Below are 19,249 nucleotides of genomic sequence, written 5' to 3'. Positions count from 1 at the left end.
TCCTAGCTCGAGTCTCCGCTCACCCTTGACGCAAGCCCACGGGGTCAGTTGTTGCGTGCAAAGTCAGACTCGCGCTCCGTGACGAACTGATTGTCCGGGCGCGGTTCGGGCGGCGAAAGTGCAGTCAGGAACGACTCGGCCCACTGATGCACATCATGCGTCATGACCTGGCGATGCAGCGCAGCCATACGGCGACGGCCCTCTTTCGGATCCTGATGAACTGCGGTCAGGATTGTATTCTTCACGCCGTCCAAATCGTGCGGGTTGACCAGGTATGACTGTCGTAATTCCATTGCAGCACCGGTGAACTCGCTGAGAACGAGAGCGCCTCCGAGGTCGCCTCGGCAGGCCACGTACTCCTTGGCCACCAGATTCATCCCGTCACGCATCGGCGTCACGAGCATGACGTCGGCGGCGACGAACAGTGCGATCAGTTCTTCGCGGTCGACCGGCTGATACAGGTAGTGAACTACGGGGCGGCCGATCTGACTGTGGTCGCCGTTGATGCGGCCCACCTGTTCCTCGATGACACTGCGAAGGTCGATATAGTGTTGCACGCGTTCGCGACTGGGCGTGGCGAGCTGCACCATCGTGTACTTCTCCGGATCCAAGCGGCCCTCGTCGAGGAGTTCCTTGAGGGCTTGCAGTCGCAGGTCGATGCCCTTGGTGTAGTCCAGGCGGTCGACTCCCAGCAGGATTTTTTCGGGATTTCCGAGCTCTTCCTTCAATTCGCGTGCGCGGCGCAGGACCGATTCGCTCTTCGACTGGCGCTCCAGCTCGGCCGAATCGACGGAGATGGGAAATGCCCCCACCTTGACGACGCGAGAGTCGAAATCCACATGCCCGAGCGCACTTCGAACACCGACGCCCGCGGTCGTTGTCTTGAGTCCGAGTAGTTTTCGGGCCAAAAACAGGAAATTGTTTGCGCCACCAGGCAAGTGGAAGCCGATCAGATCGGCGCCCAGCATTCCCTTGACGATCTCCTTGCGCCACGGAAGCTGCATGAAGAGCTCGACCGGAGGAAACGGAATGTGAAGGAAGAACCCGATCGTCAGGTCCGGGCGCAGTTCGCGCAGCATTGCCGGCACGAGTTGCAATTGATAGTCCTGCACCCAGACGGTGGCTCCGTCCGCGGCGCAACGGGCGGTTTCCTCGGCGAACCGCTGGTTGACCGCGACGTACGTGTGCCACCACGACCGTTCGAACGTCGGTGCCACCAGAACGTCGTGGTAGAGCGGCCACAGCGTGTCGTTGGAGAACCCCTCGTAGTACTCGGCGAGGTCCTGAGAGGTCAGCTCGACGGGAAACAGACGAAGGCCGTCAACCACTATGGGATCTACCTTCTCGTCCGCGACCCCCGGCCAGCCGACCCAAGCGCCGTCTCGCTGTCGCAGGATGGGTTCGAGAGCAGTGACGAGTCCACCCGGACTTCGCTTCCAGTTCTTGCCACCGTCCTCGTCGGTTTCGAGATCGACGGGTAGTCGGTTTGCGACGACGACGAATTCGGAGAGCTTTTCGAGATCGGTACTCACGCCGACATCGGCTCCGCCAGGGTCTCGTCCAGCACGGTGGTCGAGGACAGGTATGTGACCGCCTCGGCTGTCGAGTCGGTGAACACGATGTCTGCGTCCATCTTCAGAAGAGACAGCGGGCGCCTGACGGGGTGCGCTGCGACGAGCGTCCAAGGAACGCCGAGCCTTCGTGCCTTGGCCGACAGAGTCTCGATGATGGAAAGACCTCCGACGGAGATGAACTGGACGTCCGAGCAGTCGAGTACGAACGGGTGACGCTCACCGATCAGGTCGTCGACGCAGGCAGCGAAATCAGCTCGGGACCGGACGTCGATCTCGCCGCTGACCACGAGCGATTGAATGTTTTCCGCACACGTCGTGGTGAATGTGGGGGGACTGTCCGTACGCTCATCTGTAGTTCTCGAAAACTCGTTCATCGAAACTCCTGACGGATTGCTCGAAACGGTTCGTTCGAACGGTCTGGTTCGAAACGGTTTCGTTCGAAACCGGGAAACGGCACGGGAAGCAACGCACGAACCGTGCTCGTCTTCAACGGCTGGGTACTCAACCGTGCTGAGTGCCTACCTTACCGCATCGCGAAAACCCAGGTGAAAAGCGTTAGATCCGTAAGGATTTCAAGGACCCGTGAGCGTCGGCCCACGGGACCTTGGTCCCGATGACTGAGCTCTTGCGCGATCAGTCGGTGTCGGTTGCCGGGCCGTTACTCGAGGCTCCACCCTCGTCGGCCCACGTACGCTCGCCCGACGGATCGGTCTGAACGTCCTTGTGTGCGGCATCGGCCCCGGTTCCGGGACCGTGGTCGGTGCCGGTGGTCTGCGGCTCGTCCGTCTGATCAGTGCGGTCGGTGGAATTTCGTTCACTCATGGTGGCTGCGTCTCTCTGAAGGTTGGTGTTCATGTACTTGTCGTTTCTTGCTCACCCGCGAGGGGTACTCAATAGGGGTAGTACGTCACGTCGAGTCAGTACGTCACGTCGAGCCATACCGGCAAAGTCAGCTGTCACCGAAGCAGGAGATTTCACGTGAACCATATGACCGTGACGACCGAACACCTGCGTGCACTGCTGGGCAGCGGGCCCCATTCGGAATTGGTAGCGGTTGGGGGTGAGATCGAGATCTACGTCCCCGATGAAGAAGGGTTCGGCCTCGATGGTATCTCGCTTGTCACTCGCGAGCAGTTGGCCGAGCGCCTACCGTCCTCGCCCGACAACCCCGACGAAGGTGAACTACGTATCGCCGCAGAATCGTTGAGCGAGATGATCGCCGAACTCGGCGGCTGAAGTCTGAAGTTCGGGGCAGCTGACTTCAGATCTGCGGGATCGGATCCGGGGGATACGGGTTCGGTGGCGTCGGAGTCGGTGGCACGGGCGGGGGATTCAGCGGATCGGGTGGTGCCGGCGCGGGTGGAGTCGGCGACCCCGGGTCGGGGACGGGGCCCGGATCCGGTGGTGGGGGAGTGGTCATGAGTGCCGGGTTCCCAAACACTTGCCGAACAAACACCTAGTGCTCGGAGTGGCTTTTGGTGTTCTCCTCGGCAGGTAGATCATCCACGATGTCGACTACGGCGATGTGGACGTTCTCTGCAGAGACGGGTGGGTCCATGTCGCCGAGGATCAGGTGAACGACATCGACGACGGTGAATCGAACCCGGTCCGACAGTTCGGCCAGATCCACTCCGTATGGCGCTGCCAGTTCGATACGTAGTGAACGTATTTCGTGGCCGTCGACGAAGAACTCGATACTGCTCGGCGAGCAGTGGTGTCGAGAACGTATCTCGGCGGCCAAATGGGTGCGGAGTACGTGATCGCTCACCGACACCGTGCCTAGACGTGGACCTTCGGACGCGTGTGCGTCGAGCGGCCAACCGGACGCCGAGGTCGACCGTAGCGCCCGGATCACCTTGTCGCTGATTCGATCCCAGCCTGGCTCGGGAGCGTTCCGCAGGACGTCGGATGCGTGCGCCATCAATGCGTCGGTTCGTGATTCAGTCATCGCCACCTCGTCATTCGTTCACTCAGGTTAGCCCGTGCACGATGGTGATGCCCTCGCACTGCATCCGGAGTGAGTCTCAGAATCTTGCCGATTTGAACGAACGTGAGCATCTCAACCTCTCGCAGCGTCCAGGCCGCACGCTGGCGATAAGGCAATTCACCCAACGCTTCTTCCAGTGCCTCCAGGAACGCGGCGTTCGAGGTCGTGTCGAACGGGCCGGCCTCGGGAGACGGCACGAGAGGATCCAGCAGCTTGTCGTCGATCGGTTGCGCTCTCTTGATTCGATAGCTGTCCACGATCTTTCGGGAACAGATCGCGAAAAGCCATGTTCGCATCGACGATTCGCCACGAAATGAATCGAGTCGGCGCCACGCGGCCACGAAGGTGTCCTGGACTACCTCTAGAATGTCGCCTTCATCTGCGAGCATTCGACGCGCATAGCGGTGAAGTGCAGGTCCGTAGTAGTGCACCAGTGACTCGAATGCTTCTCGGTCGCCGAGTATCGCAGCGTCCACCGTTGCGGTGTCCAAGCCGTCAGGTGCTTCGGTGAGCCCCTGTGTGTGCGGTAACGCCACAGTCGCTCCTCTCGCGGAAATGCGGAAAACTCGGCTGCGTTCGAAGATTGTTCGCCCGGCCGGGGCGTTGAATGTTACGGACAGTAACTAACAAGTGTCAGTGATGCACGTCACCTGACTGGGGCATTCGGTTTTGCCTTCGAGTGACGACTACACAGGTAGATCGATCAACAGGAGGAGATGACAATGGTCAGCACACAGGTTGCGACAGCATCTACGAAGGATGTTGCATCATCGAACGACTCGGCTCTCGTGAGCTCTCAAGGAAAGACGTCGATCGCCGACACCGTTGTCTCGAAGATTGCCGGCATCGCCACGCGAGAGGTGAGCGGTGTGTACGACGTCGGCGGCGGAGCGTCCCGGGTTGTCGGGGCACTGCGCGAGCGGATCCCCGGCGCGAGTGTCAACCACTCCCAGGGAGTATCGGTCGAGGTCGGCGAAAAGCAGGCAGCGGTCGACATCGACATCGTGGCCGAGTACGGCGTATCGCTCGCCGATCTGGCCACCGGCATTCGCCGCAACGTCATTGCGGCGCTCGAACGGATGACCGGTCTCGAGGTGACCGAGGTGAACATCACAGTTCACGACGTCCACCTCGACGAGGGCAGCGACGACGAAACCGGCGAGCCCAAGACTGCACGGGTGCAGTGAGTTCCGAAATCGCTGACACCATCGCGGCGGCTGTGACGGGGTTACCTGGGGTCGCCTCGCTTCATGCCGGAATGTTCGGCGAGGTTGGCACGTACCTCCCCGGTCGTCGCGTCGTCGGCGTGCGGGTGACGGAGTCGTCGACAGACATCCATGTGTGCATCTTCGCCGACGCCGCCGTTCGAGACACGGCTTTACGTATCCGCCAAGCGGTTTCAGGACTCGTTACAGGCCCCGTGAACGTGACAGTGGAAGACGTAGTCGGTCGTGGACGCGATGCCTGAGCACTCTCGGGGTTCAGGTCCTGATCGACGATCCGCACGCCGAGAGGCGATCAGGAACTACCACCCCGACGTGGGCGGATCTGCCGACGCGCTCAATCGAGCACTCGAACGCGTCGACCGGGACTTCGCATCCCCGATCGGTGTGGTTGTGCGCACGTCGCTGCGCGGCACGATGCGACAGATAGCCAAACCCGTTCGGGCCCAGTACACGCGGGTGCGCGCTCGGTTTCCGGGTGCAAAGACCTACACCGAGATCTGACAGGCACCATCGAACATCATCCACAACGGAGGATTCACATGACCACCTCGACTGTCGGCCTACTGGCAGGACTACTTCTCGGAGTCGCAGCTGCTGCAGGCGGTTTCACCGGATTCCTCATCGCTCTGGTTCTCGGTGTGATCGGATACCTCGTCGGTGGTCAGCGTGACGGCGAGTTCGATCTCGGTGTGATGCTGAAGGGTCGCGGACGTGGCTGAGACAGCTCGACCGGAGTCGTCTGTGCTTGGTGAGCCGGGCGATCGCGGAACGCTGACGATTCGAGACAGAGTCGCGCAGAAGTTGGTTCTCGAGGCGACGCGCGGAACCCCGGGGGTGCGCCATCACGCCGCCGGCATGGACAAACTGACCGGGCGCGAATTGCCGAGGGCGCGAGTGCTGGTATCCGGCAAGCGGGTACGGGCCAAGGTGGACATCGCGATCGAGTGGCCCGGATCCTTGTCGGTCATCGGTACCGCGGTGCGAGAGAACGTGACAACCCAGTTGCAGTCTGTATCGGGCCTGGACGTAGACGGCGTGGACGTGGCGATCGTGAGCGTTCTCCCGGCATCGACCAAGCGTGACGCGGGAAGGAAAGTGCGATGACCGCCGACAAGGTCGCACCACCCACTGCCTCGAGGGCTGCTGCTCCTGTTCCCCTTGCGGCGCCCGGATCGGCCGTCTCGGGATTCCTCATCGCCGCGGCGCTACTTGCGCTCGGCGTGGTCGGCGTCCGCGACGCGCTGGTAGATATCGGCGTGATCACCGGGTCGCAGTGGATACCAAGTGCTGCCGCATATGTGGACGGGCTCGCGTACCAGGGTTGGATGTTGCCGGCGGGGATCGCAGCCGTCGTTCTCGGCCTGTGGTTCGTCATCCTCGGACTCAAACCGCGACGAAAGACTGCCAATGCCTTGGTCGGAGTCGCGAATACATGGATCGATCCCGCCGATGTAGCGGCGATAGCGTCTGTTCGCGTCGAGTCACTGGCCCAGGTTCGATCCGCTTCGTCACACGCGACCCGGCGCAAGCTGGAAGTGAAGGCCTCGGTCACGCCCGATGGAGCCGCCACCGCTGAATCGGAAATCCGTGCGGTGCTGGGGGACTTGGCCGGGTCGCTGTCACCATCGCCGCGAATCAAGGTTCGTATCCAGACGGGATCACTGTCATGACTCGGACGGCGACGGCGATGGATCGCGTGGCGACATGCGTCGTGGGGATGCTCGCGGTAGCGCTGGGAGTTGCAGCGATCCTGTGGAATCTCGACGCGATCAAGGATTTCCCGGCGCGTATCGAGATCCCGTGGGCTGAAGATCTTGTCGATCACTCGTGGTGGCCATGGGCTGTCGGAACTGGGGGAGTATTGCTAGTCCTCCTCGCGTTGCGGTGGTTGATCGCGCATGTGCCGCTGCGTCGGGTGAAGGAGATCACGGTCCCTGGGTCGAACTCGCACAATTCCATCACCGCGGATCTGGGTGCGGTGGCGGAAGGGGCGAGCGCATCACTGGAGGACTTCGACGAAGTGTCGCGTGTCCGAGGAAAAGCGTTGCTCGATCGTGGAGTTCGCACGATCGATTTGCGAGTGACATTGAGACGTAGCGTCGTATCCGGATCGGAAACGTTGTCCGAGTTGATTTCTCGCGTCACTGACACGGGGGATCAAGTCGAGTCGATGGTCGGTGATCCATCCGTCGCGACCAGAACTCACATCGCCGTGGAAAGCGCGAAACGCGATGAGCCGAGAACTCTCTGATCAATCGAGGTTTGAGCCTCCCGGTGACCGGGTATTGGTAGACCTCCCGATCGTGCACAGAGTCATGGATGTTGCTGTGGCACTGTGTGTCACGGTGCTCCTTGCGACCGTCACTTCGATGGCGATCGCGATCGTAGTGACGCTGATCATGTGCGCGTCGGTGAGTGTCGTTTCTCGTATGTGGTGAATCGCCAGTCATTTTGGTTCTGTCGTGAACACCTGATAGAAAGGTAAGCAGACAATGTGGCTGCTACTGAGTGCACGATCCCCCGCGTCGTGCGGCGGAGAGTCCGGTTGTGTGCAAACACAACCCGCGATCACGGTCTAGTTGCGCGGGCCGATCGCTCGGAACTCTCCCTTCACCGGCAGTCTCTCATTGCGCCGTCCCTTACCTCAAGGAGTCACAATGCTCTCACTCGGAATCATCGCCTGGATCATCATCGGTGGACTAGCGGGTTGGATCGGCAGCAAGATCATGAAAACCGATGCGCAGCAGGGGATCTTCCTCAACATCGTTGTCGGTGTGATCGGCGGCCTGATCGGTGGTTTCCTGCTTCGAGTTTTCGGCGTCGATGTCGAGGGTGCAGGCTGGATCTTCAGCTTCCTCACTTGCCTCCTCGGCGCCGTCATCTTGCTGTTCCTGGTCAAGGCAGTCACCGGAAAACGCTGACACATTTGTCCACGCAGTTCGAGTTCGACTGAATCCCACGGCCGAATCCCACGGCCGAACGCACGGCCGAACGCACGACCGAATCCACACCGAATTCAAGAAGGAGAAACACATGTCTGACTTCATCGACAAGGCAAAGCACCGCGCTGAGGATCTCATCGGCGAAGCCAAGGAAAAGATCGGAAATGCCACGGGCAATGACGATCTGGCTGCCGAAGGTGTTGCCGATCAGAGCGAGGCAAAGGTCAAGAAGGCCGGAGACACTGTCAGTGACAAGGTCTCGGATATCAAGGACAAGTTCACAAGCTGAATGAGTTTCGGCGCGGTTGACCGGCATGTCCGGTCAACCGCGCTTTTGTGTGTCTCCTCGGCCGTCGCGGCTACCGCGATACGCTAGCTTCCGCGTTTCCGCGAGCCACTCCGGAAGCATGCGCATGTGTGCCGGCCTGTTCAGGATCGGATCGAAGGACGGCTGGAGGCAATCCGGGTGGTCCTCGACTTCGTCGAGACAGAGATGTCCGATCGGTATCAACTGAAGTTGAATTCTCGCGAGGTACACGGAGAAGTGCAGCGGGGAATGATCGACCGCAGCTTTTAATGCAGACAAAGAAGTGCCGGCCGGGTGGACGCCGCGCGGTGTCACGATCAGCCACGCCGCGGCCCCGCCCGCGCGTGAGTAAGGAACCAGTGTGCTGTATCTCGCGCCGTTCCACGAGAAAGCCGGAGCTGGAAACATTTTCGAGAAGGTAGAAAGTCCTGATGTTGCGAGAAGAATGTCCCACGGGTTTTCATCTGCGCCGACATCGTGCAACCGAAGCGCCAGGCCAAGTATGTCGGGTAGGTCTCCCGGAATTCCGAGTGCTTTCGACATTCGAGCGGTGACGGTAATCGTCGACGACTCCGTTACCGGCCACCACGGGGTGGCCGGCTTCAATGTTCCCTTCAGTTCGATCCCGTGCGGGTGAAAAACCCTGGCCATGCGCAGCGATGATGCGAAGTAGAACGGTGCGCCGACCAGCTTTCCGATGGCGCTCTTGCCGGCGGGGATGATCGAATTGAGCGTCACAGCTTCCTTGTCTGAGAATTCTCCGCCCCCCGAAGCGCCCAGACTGGACGGACGTTCAGGCGTGTTGACGGGCTTGCCGACGGTTTCTTTCGGCTTGCCAGCGGCAGCGATTGCTAATCATGTGACGCGCCGTAACAAAAGTCTCGCCGGTCGGGATAATTAGCCAAACGCACAAATTGGTCGTTATGGTTCGTTTGTCCGTAACGGTGCGATCGGACCTGCGACCGTCGCGAACTGGCGAGATTGCTACTCGTGATTTGTGTTTGGTGATTGCGCGGAAACAAGAAATGTCGAGGAGACACGCTGATGGGCCACTCTCGAACCTGGCTGACGCGCGCGCTGGCAATGCCGGTGGCTGTCGCGGTGACTTTGTTGCTTCCTCTCGGCAGTGTCGCCTCGGCCCAGGATTTCGAGGACGACGCAGATACTTCGGTGGTTGCCGCAGCCACAACTCCGATCTCCTTCACCGAACTCGGCCGAGGAACGGACATCGTGTTCTCTTCCGATGACGCACCAGTGTTGGTGACCGTGCCGGTGCCGGACGGACTCACTGCAACAGCCGTGACCGGAATCCTGACCGCCCCGACCGACTTCAGTAGGGGCTGGCTCGAAGTGACTTCGGACGGCAGATTGGTGAGCCGCGTCGACTTCGACGCCGGGCAGGCCGGGACCGGGTTACCGATTTCGGTTCCCTTGCAAGGTCTCGAAGTGGTCGACCGTAGCGTCACCGTGTCGATGATCGCTCACCTCGTTCCCGTCGACGACCGCTGCTACGACCGAACGAGATACCAGCCCCTCGCGCTCCGGGATGCCTTTGTCGCCTACGACGGTGCAGAGCGGCAGCCCACAACTGTTGCAACCTTCTTCCCGCCGATTTTGAGGAAGGCAACCATTTACGTCACGGATGGTTCGTCAGGGGCGCAGCAGAGTGCGGCTTTGCAACTGAGTGCAGCGATTGTCAACAAGTACGGAAGTCAGCCTGACGCCGTGGTGGTGGAGCAGCTGCCGAACGGTCAGAGTCTGCCCTCCGCTGAGCCGGGACTGTTCGAGAGAGCTGTAGTGCTCGGTAACAGTGGGGACGCCGGCATCGATCTCGCGACGGCGCCGAATGGTTCACCCGTGCTGCGGATTTCAGGGGATGACAAGACTCTCGTTCCTCAGGTCAGTCTCTTGGCGGCGAACTTCGACGGCTACTGGGCGGCGAGCAGAGCGCTGGCGTCACCGGACAACGCGGTTGCCCAGATTTCCCAGGACGCCATCACCGTCGGTGAGCTGAAGCTCGGAACGCTGACGGCTTCCGGTCTCAATCACATCGAGGTCGACGTCCCGTTCAGTCAGTCGCAACTGGGGCGTCCGATGAAGGATGTCTCGGTGCGAATGATTGGTTCCTATGTCCCGCTACCGAATTCGCGTAACGGAGAACTGTCGATCTCACTCGGGGATAGACGACTCGCCTCGCAGACGGTTAACGAGACAGGGCGCTTCGACATCGGCGTCGATGTTCCGAACGAACTCCTGCGTCGCGACTTGACGTTCGAGGTCTCGATGGATGTGACCGGCGACTTCCAGTGCGGCACCAGTAGCCCTTCTTCGCTCACTGTGGATCCGGCCAGCACCATCACGTCCACTACCGGATTCCCGCCGACGCCTGGAGGATTCCAGTCCTTGCCTCAGTCGATGCTGCCCACACTCGATGTCGGTTTGAGTCACGGTGATTTCGCAGATCTCGTTCGAGCCCAGCGCCTCGTTGTCGCGATGCAGCGGTTGAGCTATCTGCCGCTGCAACCGCGCGTGCTCCCGTTCGGCGACGCGGCGACCAGTTCGCTGCCGGCGTTGTTGATCGCGGCGGACGGGACGCTGCCCACTCCGGTGGCTCTACCCATGGACACGGCAGATCAAGGTCTCCTGCGCTTGCAGGGTCTGGAATTCGGTGGACAATACGGTGCCTTGCAGGTGGTTTCGGGTTCGCACAACGAAGTAGTGGCGCTGACGTCTGAGGGTGATGCGGCCGATGCCGACGGTCTGCTCAACTGGTTGGAAGGTGGGAAAGACCGGTTCGCAGAACTGACCGGCGATCTACTGGTCGCACCTCGCGGAGGTGAGCCGTTCGACGTCGGAGTCGACGTCGCCCCGTTGGGCACTGCGACCTCGGCCGAAGAAGAGACCGGACTGAGCGCGGTCACGATCGGCTGGATCGGATTCGGGACCGTGGTTCTGATCGCTGTTGCCGTCGGTGGTGTGCTCGTGGCTCGGCGTCGCGGACAGTGACCGTCACCGATCGCCCGGCCCTGTCCGTCGCGGTCCACGATCTACCGGGCCGGAAGCCATGGCGGATGTTCGTCGTGCTCTTCGCGATCTACACCGCGTTGGGCGTATGGATGAACGCGGGTATCGGGTTCATCTTCACCGATTCGCTCAGTCGTGTCGCCGCGGTGTCGGCGATGCTGCTCAGCCGTGATCCGCACTTCGCGGCGATCGGATTCGTGTTCACCCCGTTGACGGCGGCAGTCCAGATTCCGATGGGCCTGATGGGTCATTGGTGGCCGGATCTGCTGCGGTGGAACATCACTGCGGTCGTGATGTCCGCGGCCTTCATGGCTGGCGCGGTGATTCAGATACGCGGGATCAGCCGCGACCGTGGGTGTCCGCGATGGGTCACCGTCGTCCTTACCGTGCTGTTCGCTGTCAATCCGATGATCGTCATGTACGCGGCGAGCGGAATGAGCGAAGCTCCGTTCCTTTTCTTCGTTCTGTGGGCGACACGTCGACTGATTCGGTGGATGCGCAGCGACGACGTACACGACCTCATCGGTGCGGGCCTCGCGTTCGCTCTGGCGTACCTCACTCGATACGACGCATTGGCACCCCTGTTTGTCGCGGTGGTGCTGGTGACCGTGGTGAGTTGGCTTCGTTTTCAACCGACAGCGGAGGAGCGGGGCGAGGGCGCAGGACCTGGCTTGCGGCTCTGGGCAGCGGCGCTCGACGGCGCCGTCGTGCTGATGCCGGGTTTCCTGGCCTTCGCCTTGTGGTCGTTTGCCAGTTGGCTCATCACGGGTCAAGCGTTCCAACAGTTCTCGTCGGTGTACGGGAACAGTTCCATCCTGGAACAGGCTGGTGCCGGAACCGACTCACCGGTTGCCCGCCTTGCGTTCTCGATCACCGAAATGGCGGTACTCGGGCCGGCGCTCCCGGTGTTCGTGGTCCTGGCAGTCATCTACGCACTTCGGCGGCGCGACACCGAAGTGGTGGTGCCTCTTGTGCTGTTCGGCGCCATCCTCGGAGCGCAGACGTTGCTCTACCTGATGGGATCGACGTTTCCTCTTCTGCGCTTCTACATTTCGATCATTCCGCTGTGTTTCGTATTGGTCGTCCTGATCGCTCCTCGCGGAGCGCCGGTCATCACGCGTCGACCAGGGGCTGCTGCGTCGCGCTCGGTGTCGACGTACCCCGAGCAGGCGGGACCGTCTCTACCTCTTGTGATCTCCCTGTGCTTGCTGGTCGGGTCGACGCTGGTCACGTTTGTCGCGATGGGTAGTGCGCGGATCGCAGTGCTCGAGCATTCCATTGCCAGCGCGATCATTCCGGGCCGCCAGAACCTGGAGGAGCAGACGAATCTACGCACGTTTGCGGCCGAGCGTCGCATCGCCAGGTACCTGGACGACTTGGCTCTGCCGGAGGGGTCGGTTCTGCTCGACACCGTGCAGAGCTATGCCGTCGTGGCGTCGTCGAACAACCCTCGGCAATTCGTCGTGCCTTCCGATGCGGACTTCGTGCGCGTACTGAACAACCCGGCCGAACATCACGTCGAGTACATCCTGTCGGTTCCGAACACCGGTCGCGGTGTGTCGGACGCGGTCAATCGGCGTTATCCGACGATGTACGACACCGGTGCCGGCGGTGTGGGAGCACTGGTGCTCGAGGTGCCCAACGACGGCGGCATGGACCCTTCGGCCTGGCGTTTGTATCGCGTGACCGGTGAACGTCAAACGGGTCGATGAGGGAATTCGTGTGGGAGGATTGTCCGTATGACGTGGATGGTTGTAGATGTCTTCTGAAGAAGCGCGTCCGCGTGTGCGTGGCACAGTGCGTCGCCGTATCGCTGCCGCTGTAGTCAGCTTTGCAACCGTCGCGGTCGTGACAGGAATGTTCACGACGCCGGTGGTTGCCGATTCGCCCAAGACGGTTCGGGTCGGAGCGTCGTCGAGCGGACTGACACTCGACGGACAGCCGTGGTGGCCCACCGGGCTCAATGCTTATCAACTGGCCACTGATTGGTCGGTGAACTTCGGCTGTGGCGCGATGGTCGATCTCGATGCCTACTTCGGTTCTCTGCCACCGAATTCCGTCACGCGTTTCAACGCCTTCCAAGCGCTCGCGGTGAACAAGGTGTCCGGGCAGATGGATTTCGGACCGATGGACGCGGTGTTCGACGCTGCGGCGCGACACAACCAGTTGACGATTCCGGTGCTCTCACCACAGGACAGCGGGTGTGATGACGGGCTGTTCAAATCCAGGGACTGGTACACCGACGACTGGAAGGTTGCGAACCTGATCCCAGGTCGAGCCACCATGAGCTTTCAGGACTGGATGCACACCGCCGTCGACCGTTGGAAGAACGAGCCTTCCGTCGCGGCGTGGGAATTGGTGGGGGAGCCGGAACCGAGCCTGTGTACCGACGCCGCCTGCAATTGGTGGACAAGAACGTGCCCGTCTGATTCCGCGCAGGTGTTGCGGGAGTTCTTCGACACGGCAGGCGCCGAACTTCGGGCGATCGATCCGAACACCCTGATCACGGCCGGATACGTCGGGGGCGGTCAGTGCGGCACTGCTGGTGACGACTACCAATACGTGAGCGAGTCCGACTTCGTCGACATTCTGCAGTATCACGACTACGGAGCAGACGGGGTTCCGCTTCCGGGCGACCAGTGGAACGGACTGGCGCGTCGCATCGAACAGGCCACGAACGTCTCGAAGCCGTTGTTGGTCGCTGAGACAGGCGAATTGGCGGGCAGTTGTGAATCACTGGCGACCCGAGCCACGAATATCGAGACGAAGCTGACGGGGCAGAAGGCGGCCCGCACGGCCGGAGCTCTCCTGTGGGCCTTCGTACCGGATCCGCGGCCGAACGAGTGCACAATGGACATCGGGCCCGACGATCCACTCTTCGACGTGATCGCTTCACTGGCAAGTTAGGACACTGCTGGTAGTCCACTAGGAGTTCCGCCCAGTGGGAGTATGGTCACGATCTGATAACAACCTGAACCTGGTGTTGTGACGTGATGACCGTATTTCGTTTGCATCCAATGGTATTCAGTGGCATTCACTTGTGGATAACCGAACTTGAAGGCTTGTGGAGTCGCTCGGGACCATCGATGCGACGCCTCCAGGACCTACGTCCGGGTCGGCTGGGGACGGTCCGGTTGAGGCGCTGAGTTCGGAAGTTGTGTCGTACCTGTCTCTTTGGCCAGTTACTACGTCCCGCCGTGGTCAACGTCGAAAAAGGATCTCAACCGTTCGCTGCGGTAACGGGCAGTGCGCGGAGTGCCGTGTGCCCTTCGTGGAAGTGACATCGAGGGGTGCTGTGTAGCTCTCGCGCGCAACGAATTCCGAGTTCGGGTCAACTTGCGACGGCATCGGTCGCCCGGTAGACCTTGTGCGCAGGCTGTACATGCGGTGTGAGCTTCGGTCGTCGGAATGAGGGGACGATCGCTGCATGCGCGTAACGGTAATTGTGTAAAACATCGCGTGAGCGGAGAGGTGAACGATGACTGGGTGCGCTGAACGGGCTTTCAAGACTGCTGTGGTGCCGGCTGCCGGGATGGGGACTCGCTTCCTCCCGGCCACCAAGACGGTTCCGAAAGAGCTGCTCCCCGTGGTCGATACACCCGGGATCGAGCTGGTCGCAAGCGAAGCGGCGCAAGCAGGCGCGGAACGTCTGGTGATCGTCACTGCGCCGGGCAAGGCATCGGTCGTCGGGCATTTCGTCGAGGATCTGGTGCTCGAGGGCAAGCTCGCCGCCAGCGGGAAGCATCATCTACTCGAGCGTGTGCGTCGGGCTCCAGGCCTGATCTCGGTGGAGCCGGTTGTGCAGGAGTCTCCGCTGGGATTGGGACACGCTGTCGGTCTTGTCGAATCGGTGCTGGATGCGGACGAGGACTCGTTCGCGGTGCTGCTTCCGGACGATCTGGTCCACCCCTGCGGTGTTCTCGACGCGATGGCGAAGGTGCGTGCCGAGCGAGGCGGTTCCGTGTTGTGCGCGTTCGACGTCGCGCCGGATCGTGTTGGTGCTTACGGGGTATTCGACGTCCAAGCGCCTGTGGAGGGCGGTGATCCCGATGTGCTTGCCGTCGTCGGCATGGTCGAGAAGCCCGCACCAGCGGATGCTCCATCCACTCTCGCTGCGGCCGGACGCTACCTTCTCGATCGCGCCGTGTTCGACGCGCTCAGACGAATCTCGCCAGGGCAGGGTGGCGAGCTGCAACTGACGGATGCGATAGCGCTGCTGATTGCAGAGGGGCATCCGGTTCATGTCGTCGTCCATCACGGAACGCGTCACGATCTGGGAAACCCGGGCGGATTTTTGCGGGCCTCTCTCGACCATGCGCTCAGTCGCACCGAGTACGGACCGGAATTGAGAGTCTGGCTCAAGGAACGACTGGATCAGCCGGATCCGCAGCTGACCTACTGACTTGCGAGGCTATGCGACGCGGAGCGTCTCGCCAGTTCATCGAGGAGATCTCGGGTGCTGAGTGACGACAGTGAAATCGGCTTGTCGTCCAGACCCGACTCGTCGGGTGTCATGTAGCCCGCCGCGACAAGAATTTCCTGTACGTGGACGTCGAAGACGCGGCAAGCAGTTCTGATCGTGTCCTGCGTGGGAGGGCGTTTCGCGGACAGCCACCGACCGAGCTCGGAGGGGCGTATTCCCAGCGCACGCGCAGCATCGGCTACGTCTGTTTCTTGGCGAAGTTCCAGTTGATGCTTCACCCATTCCGAAAAACCGCTCATACCGGTCATAGTGCCTGAGTGCTGCGCGGTAAGCCAGTGCCGTCTCGACACTTAAGGCGCTCGACGGCCGATCTGTGATCATTCGGCAACCAATCACCGCGGTTCTCGCGTACCGGTAGTTAAGTTTTGTGACTGGATTGTGTGTTTACCGCGACCATCTAGCTGTGTGTTTTCCGTTGAAACCCGAAATCGGGTGAAATTGTGGGTGAGGCGGACCAGTAGACATAACTCACACCTGTGTAGAACGTGAAGGATTGCGTTGTCACGTGTTCAGACCGTGGAAGGTTTTTTCCCAGTAGGACGGGTTGCGAATCAATTGGTAGGTCCCCTTGATCGCCGCGATGCTCATCAGCACCCAGTACAACGGAGCAGTCAGGCAGGCGAGGAGGAGCATCGCGTTTCGCGTTTCTCGGCACGCCACGAGGTTCATGTAGAGAACAGCGGCGTTACCGAATGCCAGAGAGATCAACGCGGGGAAATAGACGTAGTTGGGGAAGACCTGGTGGATCACTTCAGGTTGTCCGAGAATCCAGTCCAGACTGATGAGCCAGAACACCATGTTCAAAGTGGCGACCAAAGGTGTGCCGGCCATGAGAATCGTGAAGCGGAGAAAGCCGATCGGGCCCAATCCTCGCCATAATTTCACGGGTTGGCGCATATGGACGAGCCACGTCTGCAAATAGCCCTTGTACCAACGCGAGCGCTGTCTGATCCAGTTGATCGTGTCACTGTTGGCTTCTTCGAGCGTGGTGGAATTCAACACCGCGGTGCGGTATCCGCTCTCGGCAATCCGTACCCCGAGGTCCGCATCCTCCGTGACATTGAAGGGATCCCACGCACCGATCTCGTCGAGGACGCTACGTCGTAGGTGATTCGAGGTACCGCCGAGAGGAATCGGTGAATTGCTCCGCATCAATCCAGGGAGGATGAAGTTGAACCACAGCGCGTAATCGGCGGTGAACCACGCGGTCAACAGGTTCTGAGTTCCGTTGTGGAATGCAAGTTTGGCCTGAACACAAGCAGTGTTCTCGGGAAGTTTCGCGAAAGTTGCAACTACTCGCCGTAATTGGAGTGGGTCGGGGGAATCCTCGGCGTCGTAGATCGTGACGATCTCGCCCGTCGAGAAATGCAGACCGTAGTTGCATGCTTTCGGTTTGGTTCGTGGATCGGCCGCGGGCACCTTCAGAATGCTGACGACCTCGTCCACGCCGGCGGCAAGAGCGGCTTCGATAGTGACGGCGTCATCTTCCTCCAATAGGAGAAGGACTTGCATCTTGTCTTCCGGATAATCGATCGCTCGCATGGCTGCGATGAGGTCGCCGACGACTTCAGGCTCGTTGTATGCGGGGACCAGAATGGTGTACGTGGGAAGGTCGTCGTATGAAAGAGCCAGTGCCTCTTCGTCACTGATCGTCATGATCGAGGACGCATCGAGACCCCTCGTGAACAAGATCAGACGGTCGACCATCGCCCAGATGTATCCAATGGTGCAGATCAGTGTCAGCGCGATGAGAGTTGGGACGAGGAAGAGCACGAGGCTGATGACGACTAGTGCGAAGCCTGCCAACAACGTATTTCGTTGCCACGGATAGAAGGCCACGGAGGCGGACGAGATCGGATGGCGCTCGCGTAGACCGTTCACTGCATCGTGCAGGGCGGCCTCGCGGTACTCCGCTGTATCCGGGTCGCCGCTGACCACAACACTGTTGGACTGGCTTCGGTTTTCGTTCACCACGTCTGAGCCTCCACGAGTAGTCGAGCGAGTGCTTCGAGCATGTCCAGGTCCTTGTACTCGGATTCGGTGTCTTCGGTCGAGGTTTCACCACGCAGTAGAACGGCGAGGGTATTGCTACCGTTGGACGCCATCGACGGCTTCGGTTCGGGGAAGTAGGCGTCGGGATCGTGATTGTCGACGCTGATCAGGCTGACTCGCTGCGCGGCTCCGTCGCCCCGCGTCCAGACGAAATTGAGATTGCTCCATGTGAGAAGGAGAGCGTCGTCGACGATCGTGTACATCTCGGCGACGATCCCGTGCGGCAACTCCACCGTGACCGTCGGGCTGACTCTCGCGTTCTCCAGGTCGTAGGTGGTCTTGCTGGGGTACACGGCGAGCGTGGAGGGCCGCCGGACCTGGACGACGTCAAGCTGTACCGTGCGAGGCCGCATCTGCGCGTCCCAAGCGGGATTCGGAGTGTCGGCCCGAATTGTCTGACGGCTCAGTTCGGAGGTGCTGCCGAAGTACCGACGGGGCCAGTCGTATTCGGATGCTGCAATCTGATGCCAGCCCAGTGGAACGACCAGTCGAGGATCGGCCGTAGCCGGAGGCGGACCGACGTTGACGGTCAAACTTGTCGGTGGCAGCGGTGTGAAGAACATCAGCACTGCGGCGGCAAACACCGCAAGGATGGTCCAGTTGCTCGTGGCTGTCGAAGGCTTTCGGAGTGGTCGATCGAACGGTTTGAGCGACTTTCCCCGGCGTTCGTACAGATAGAAGGCGCCACCGACGACGATTGCGGTTCCGAGCGCCGGAAACAACTGCACGGCGAAAAGCGGAGCAGTGGGATACTTCTGAATCGTGACGTAGAGAACCACCACACCGAGCACCGTTGCGGCGACAAAGGCGATCGCCCCTCGCCTCCACGTTCTACTGACGGCGATCGTGGTCGCGGCAGACGCGACCAGCACCATGAGGACGCTGTAGTCGAAACGGGTCCCGCCCATTTCGGTCGCGATGGCGCGGTAATGTAGCGGCGCCAAGATGACCGGGACCACCCAGATTGCCCAATACCGATTGACCGGACGGAGGCCGAACATCAGAACCGCTGCGCTCCAGACGAATACCCACGCCGCGATCACGTCGATATGCATCAATTCGTAGGTCTCGGCAAAACGCGGCAGCAGGAGCGCTTGGAGTCCCAATGCGACGAAGAGGCCGATGCAGCCGACTATCTTGTCGGTCTCGCGATCGTGAATAGGAAGCTCCGGGCCGCGCCTCAAGTCTGTTCCGACGGCGGCAACCAAACACAAGAGCGGTAGAGCGAAGACGTAGCCGATGGCAGTTCCGCTGGCCGTGCTCTGCCAAAGCTTGGTCCAGGTGGGCCAGAATGCAAAGATCGTGGCGAGCGCGATCATCAACCACCGCACTGCGAGTCGAGGAATGATCCCGGACTCGGAGCGGATCTCACGAATCTTCAACATTTCCAGTTCCATTCGCTTGCTACCCGACATCTGCGTGCGATTCGAGGCTGCGCACCGCTAGGGACTGCCGACCATCGCCGTCGGTCCGGCGCCACATGCAGACATTACTTGATCAAGACATATCGCCCTCGCCACGTCGAGGCGCCGGTCTCTGAGCAGTCCGGCCGGAGGTCTCACGCGCTCGAATCTCACATAGTGGGAAGTTTGAAATCTTTTTTTCGCTTCCCAGTGCGGGCCTTGGCCGGCCGGATGGCATGACAAGATTTTCG

Annotated in this window: 23 protein-coding genes; 14 read left to right on the top strand and 9 right to left on the bottom strand. The window is 60.8% G+C overall.

Translation table 11 applies throughout. The features are described from left to right. Positions 1-44 precede the first annotated feature (44 nt). The 3 genes from ABX74_RS27825 to ABX74_RS27815 form a co-directional block, all read right to left on the bottom strand. Positions 45-1,532, bottom strand: a complete 1,488-nt coding sequence (locus ABX74_RS27825) for a trehalose-6-phosphate synthase (protein ID WP_019747461.1) — start codon at positions 1,530-1,532, stop codon at positions 45-47. After that, positions 1,529-1,948: an STAS domain-containing protein gene (locus tag ABX74_RS27820; RefSeq protein WP_019747460.1), complete on the bottom strand. Its 420-nt coding sequence runs from the start codon at positions 1,946-1,948 to the stop codon at positions 1,529-1,531. Before ABX74_RS27820 ends, ABX74_RS27825 begins: the two co-directional genes overlap by 4 nt. A 259-nt stretch (positions 1,949-2,207) precedes the next feature. After that, positions 2,208-2,396 carry a PI-type proteinase gene (locus ABX74_RS27815; RefSeq protein WP_223258032.1) on the bottom strand — a complete coding sequence of 63 codons (189 nt, stop codon included), beginning with the start codon at positions 2,394-2,396 and terminating at the stop codon, positions 2,208-2,210. Between the two features lie 165 nt (positions 2,397-2,561). Between ABX74_RS27815 and ABX74_RS27810 the strand changes: the two genes are divergently transcribed. Further along, entirely contained in the window at positions 2,562-2,810 is a 249-nt protein-coding gene (locus tag ABX74_RS27810) for a hypothetical protein (RefSeq protein ID WP_019747457.1), read from the top strand. A gap of 220 nt (positions 2,811-3,030) precedes the next feature. Here the strand turns inward: ABX74_RS27810 and ABX74_RS27805 are convergent, their stop codons facing one another. Together ABX74_RS27805 and ABX74_RS27800 are read right to left on the bottom strand one after the other, a co-directional pair. Beyond that, entirely contained in the window at positions 3,031-3,522 is a 492-nt protein-coding gene (locus tag ABX74_RS27805) for a hypothetical protein (RefSeq protein ID WP_202023085.1), read from the bottom strand. Continuing rightward, entirely contained in the window at positions 3,519-4,097 is a 579-nt protein-coding gene (locus tag ABX74_RS27800) for an RNA polymerase sigma factor (protein WP_020968728.1), read from the bottom strand. The genes ABX74_RS27805 and ABX74_RS27800 overlap by 4 nt, the downstream gene beginning before the upstream one ends. Positions 4,098-4,283: 186 nt before the next feature. Here ABX74_RS27800 and ABX74_RS27795 point away from each other — a divergent pair, with 186 nt between their 5' ends. The 9 genes from ABX74_RS27795 to ABX74_RS27755 all read left to right on the top strand — a co-directional run bounded on the left by ABX74_RS27795 (position 4,284) and on the right by ABX74_RS27755 (position 8,018). Beyond that, positions 4,284-4,748: an Asp23/Gls24 family envelope stress response protein gene (locus tag ABX74_RS27795; protein WP_003943699.1), complete on the top strand. Its 465-nt coding sequence runs from the start codon at positions 4,284-4,286 to the stop codon at positions 4,746-4,748. Beyond that, a complete protein-coding gene (locus ABX74_RS27790) occupies positions 4,745-5,029 on the top strand; it encodes a hypothetical protein (RefSeq protein ID WP_020906553.1) in 285 nt (94 codons plus the stop codon). Before ABX74_RS27795 ends, ABX74_RS27790 begins: the two co-directional genes overlap by 4 nt. Positions 5,030-5,099: 70 nt before the next feature. After that, entirely contained in the window at positions 5,100-5,288 is a 189-nt protein-coding gene (locus ABX74_RS27785; RefSeq protein ID WP_223258031.1) for a hypothetical protein, read from the top strand. 38 nt (positions 5,289-5,326) lie between these two features. After that, a complete protein-coding gene (locus tag ABX74_RS27780; protein ID WP_003943629.1) occupies positions 5,327-5,506 on the top strand; it encodes a hypothetical protein in 180 nt (59 codons plus the stop codon). Continuing rightward, on the top strand, positions 5,499-5,891 hold the full coding sequence (locus tag ABX74_RS27775; protein WP_019747452.1) for an Asp23/Gls24 family envelope stress response protein: 393 nt from the start codon (positions 5,499-5,501) through the stop codon (positions 5,889-5,891). Before ABX74_RS27780 ends, ABX74_RS27775 begins: the two co-directional genes overlap by 8 nt. Next, the gene (locus ABX74_RS27770) at positions 5,888-6,457 is read left to right on the top strand and encodes a DUF6286 domain-containing protein (protein WP_020906555.1); all 570 of its coding nucleotides are present in this window, start codon (positions 5,888-5,890) and stop codon (positions 6,455-6,457) included. The genes ABX74_RS27775 and ABX74_RS27770 overlap by 4 nt, the downstream gene beginning before the upstream one ends. Further along, entirely contained in the window at positions 6,454-7,038 is a 585-nt protein-coding gene (locus tag ABX74_RS27765) for a hypothetical protein (protein WP_020906556.1), read from the top strand. The genes ABX74_RS27770 and ABX74_RS27765 overlap by 4 nt, the downstream gene beginning before the upstream one ends. A 406-nt stretch (positions 7,039-7,444) precedes the next feature. Beyond that, complete coding sequence (locus tag ABX74_RS27760; RefSeq protein WP_047890188.1) at positions 7,445-7,708, top strand: GlsB/YeaQ/YmgE family stress response membrane protein; 264 nt, start codon at positions 7,445-7,447, stop codon at positions 7,706-7,708. 112 nt (positions 7,709-7,820) lie between these two features. Next, positions 7,821-8,018: a CsbD family protein gene (locus tag ABX74_RS27755; protein WP_020906557.1), complete on the top strand. Its 198-nt coding sequence runs from the start codon at positions 7,821-7,823 to the stop codon at positions 8,016-8,018. Positions 8,019-8,051: 33 nt separating this feature from the next. Here the strand turns inward: ABX74_RS27755 and ABX74_RS27750 are convergent, their stop codons facing one another. Further along, positions 8,052-8,774, bottom strand: a complete 723-nt coding sequence (locus ABX74_RS27750; protein ID WP_020906558.1) for a hypothetical protein — start codon at positions 8,772-8,774, stop codon at positions 8,052-8,054. A 306-nt stretch (positions 8,775-9,080) separates the two neighbouring features. Between ABX74_RS27750 and ABX74_RS27745 the strand changes: the two genes are divergently transcribed. From ABX74_RS27745 to ABX74_RS27730, 4 genes are all read left to right on the top strand, one after another. Continuing rightward, positions 9,081-11,042, top strand: a complete 1,962-nt coding sequence (locus ABX74_RS27745; protein ID WP_047890187.1) for a hypothetical protein — start codon at positions 9,081-9,083, stop codon at positions 11,040-11,042. Next, positions 11,039-12,772: a glycosyltransferase family 39 protein gene (locus ABX74_RS27740; protein ID WP_019747446.1), complete on the top strand. Its 1,734-nt coding sequence runs from the start codon at positions 11,039-11,041 to the stop codon at positions 12,770-12,772. Before ABX74_RS27745 ends, ABX74_RS27740 begins: the two co-directional genes overlap by 4 nt. 46 nt (positions 12,773-12,818) lie before the next feature. Continuing rightward, on the top strand, positions 12,819-13,967 hold the full coding sequence (locus ABX74_RS27735; protein ID WP_047890186.1) for a beta-mannosidase: 1,149 nt from the start codon (positions 12,819-12,821) through the stop codon (positions 13,965-13,967). Between the two features lie 571 nt (positions 13,968-14,538). Beyond that, positions 14,539-15,462 (top strand): UTP--glucose-1-phosphate uridylyltransferase, encoded by a 924-nt coding sequence (locus tag ABX74_RS27730; RefSeq protein ID WP_019747444.1) that lies wholly within the window; start codon positions 14,539-14,541, stop codon positions 15,460-15,462. Here ABX74_RS27730 and ABX74_RS27725 read toward each other — a convergent pair. From ABX74_RS27725 to ABX74_RS27715, 3 genes are all read right to left on the bottom strand, one after another. Then, on the bottom strand, positions 15,456-15,782 hold the full coding sequence (locus ABX74_RS27725; protein WP_223258030.1) for a helix-turn-helix domain-containing protein: 327 nt from the start codon (positions 15,780-15,782) through the stop codon (positions 15,456-15,458). The genes ABX74_RS27730 and ABX74_RS27725 overlap by 7 nt on opposite strands. A 262-nt stretch (positions 15,783-16,044) precedes the next feature. Then, entirely contained in the window at positions 16,045-17,517 is a 1,473-nt protein-coding gene (locus ABX74_RS27720) for a glycosyltransferase (protein ID WP_082148575.1), read from the bottom strand. Further along, complete coding sequence (locus tag ABX74_RS27715) at positions 17,511-18,980, bottom strand: hypothetical protein (RefSeq protein ID WP_223258029.1); 1,470 nt, start codon at positions 18,978-18,980, stop codon at positions 17,511-17,513. Before ABX74_RS27715 ends, ABX74_RS27720 begins: the two co-directional genes overlap by 7 nt. Positions 18,981-19,249: the final 269 nt, after the last annotated feature.

The organism is Rhodococcus sp. ARP2 (assembly GCF_001029585.1).
Taxonomy (GTDB): Bacteria; Actinomycetota; Actinomycetes; order Mycobacteriales; family Mycobacteriaceae; genus Rhodococcus_F; species Rhodococcus_F erythropolis.
This window is presented reverse-complemented; position numbering and strand designations above follow the sequence as displayed.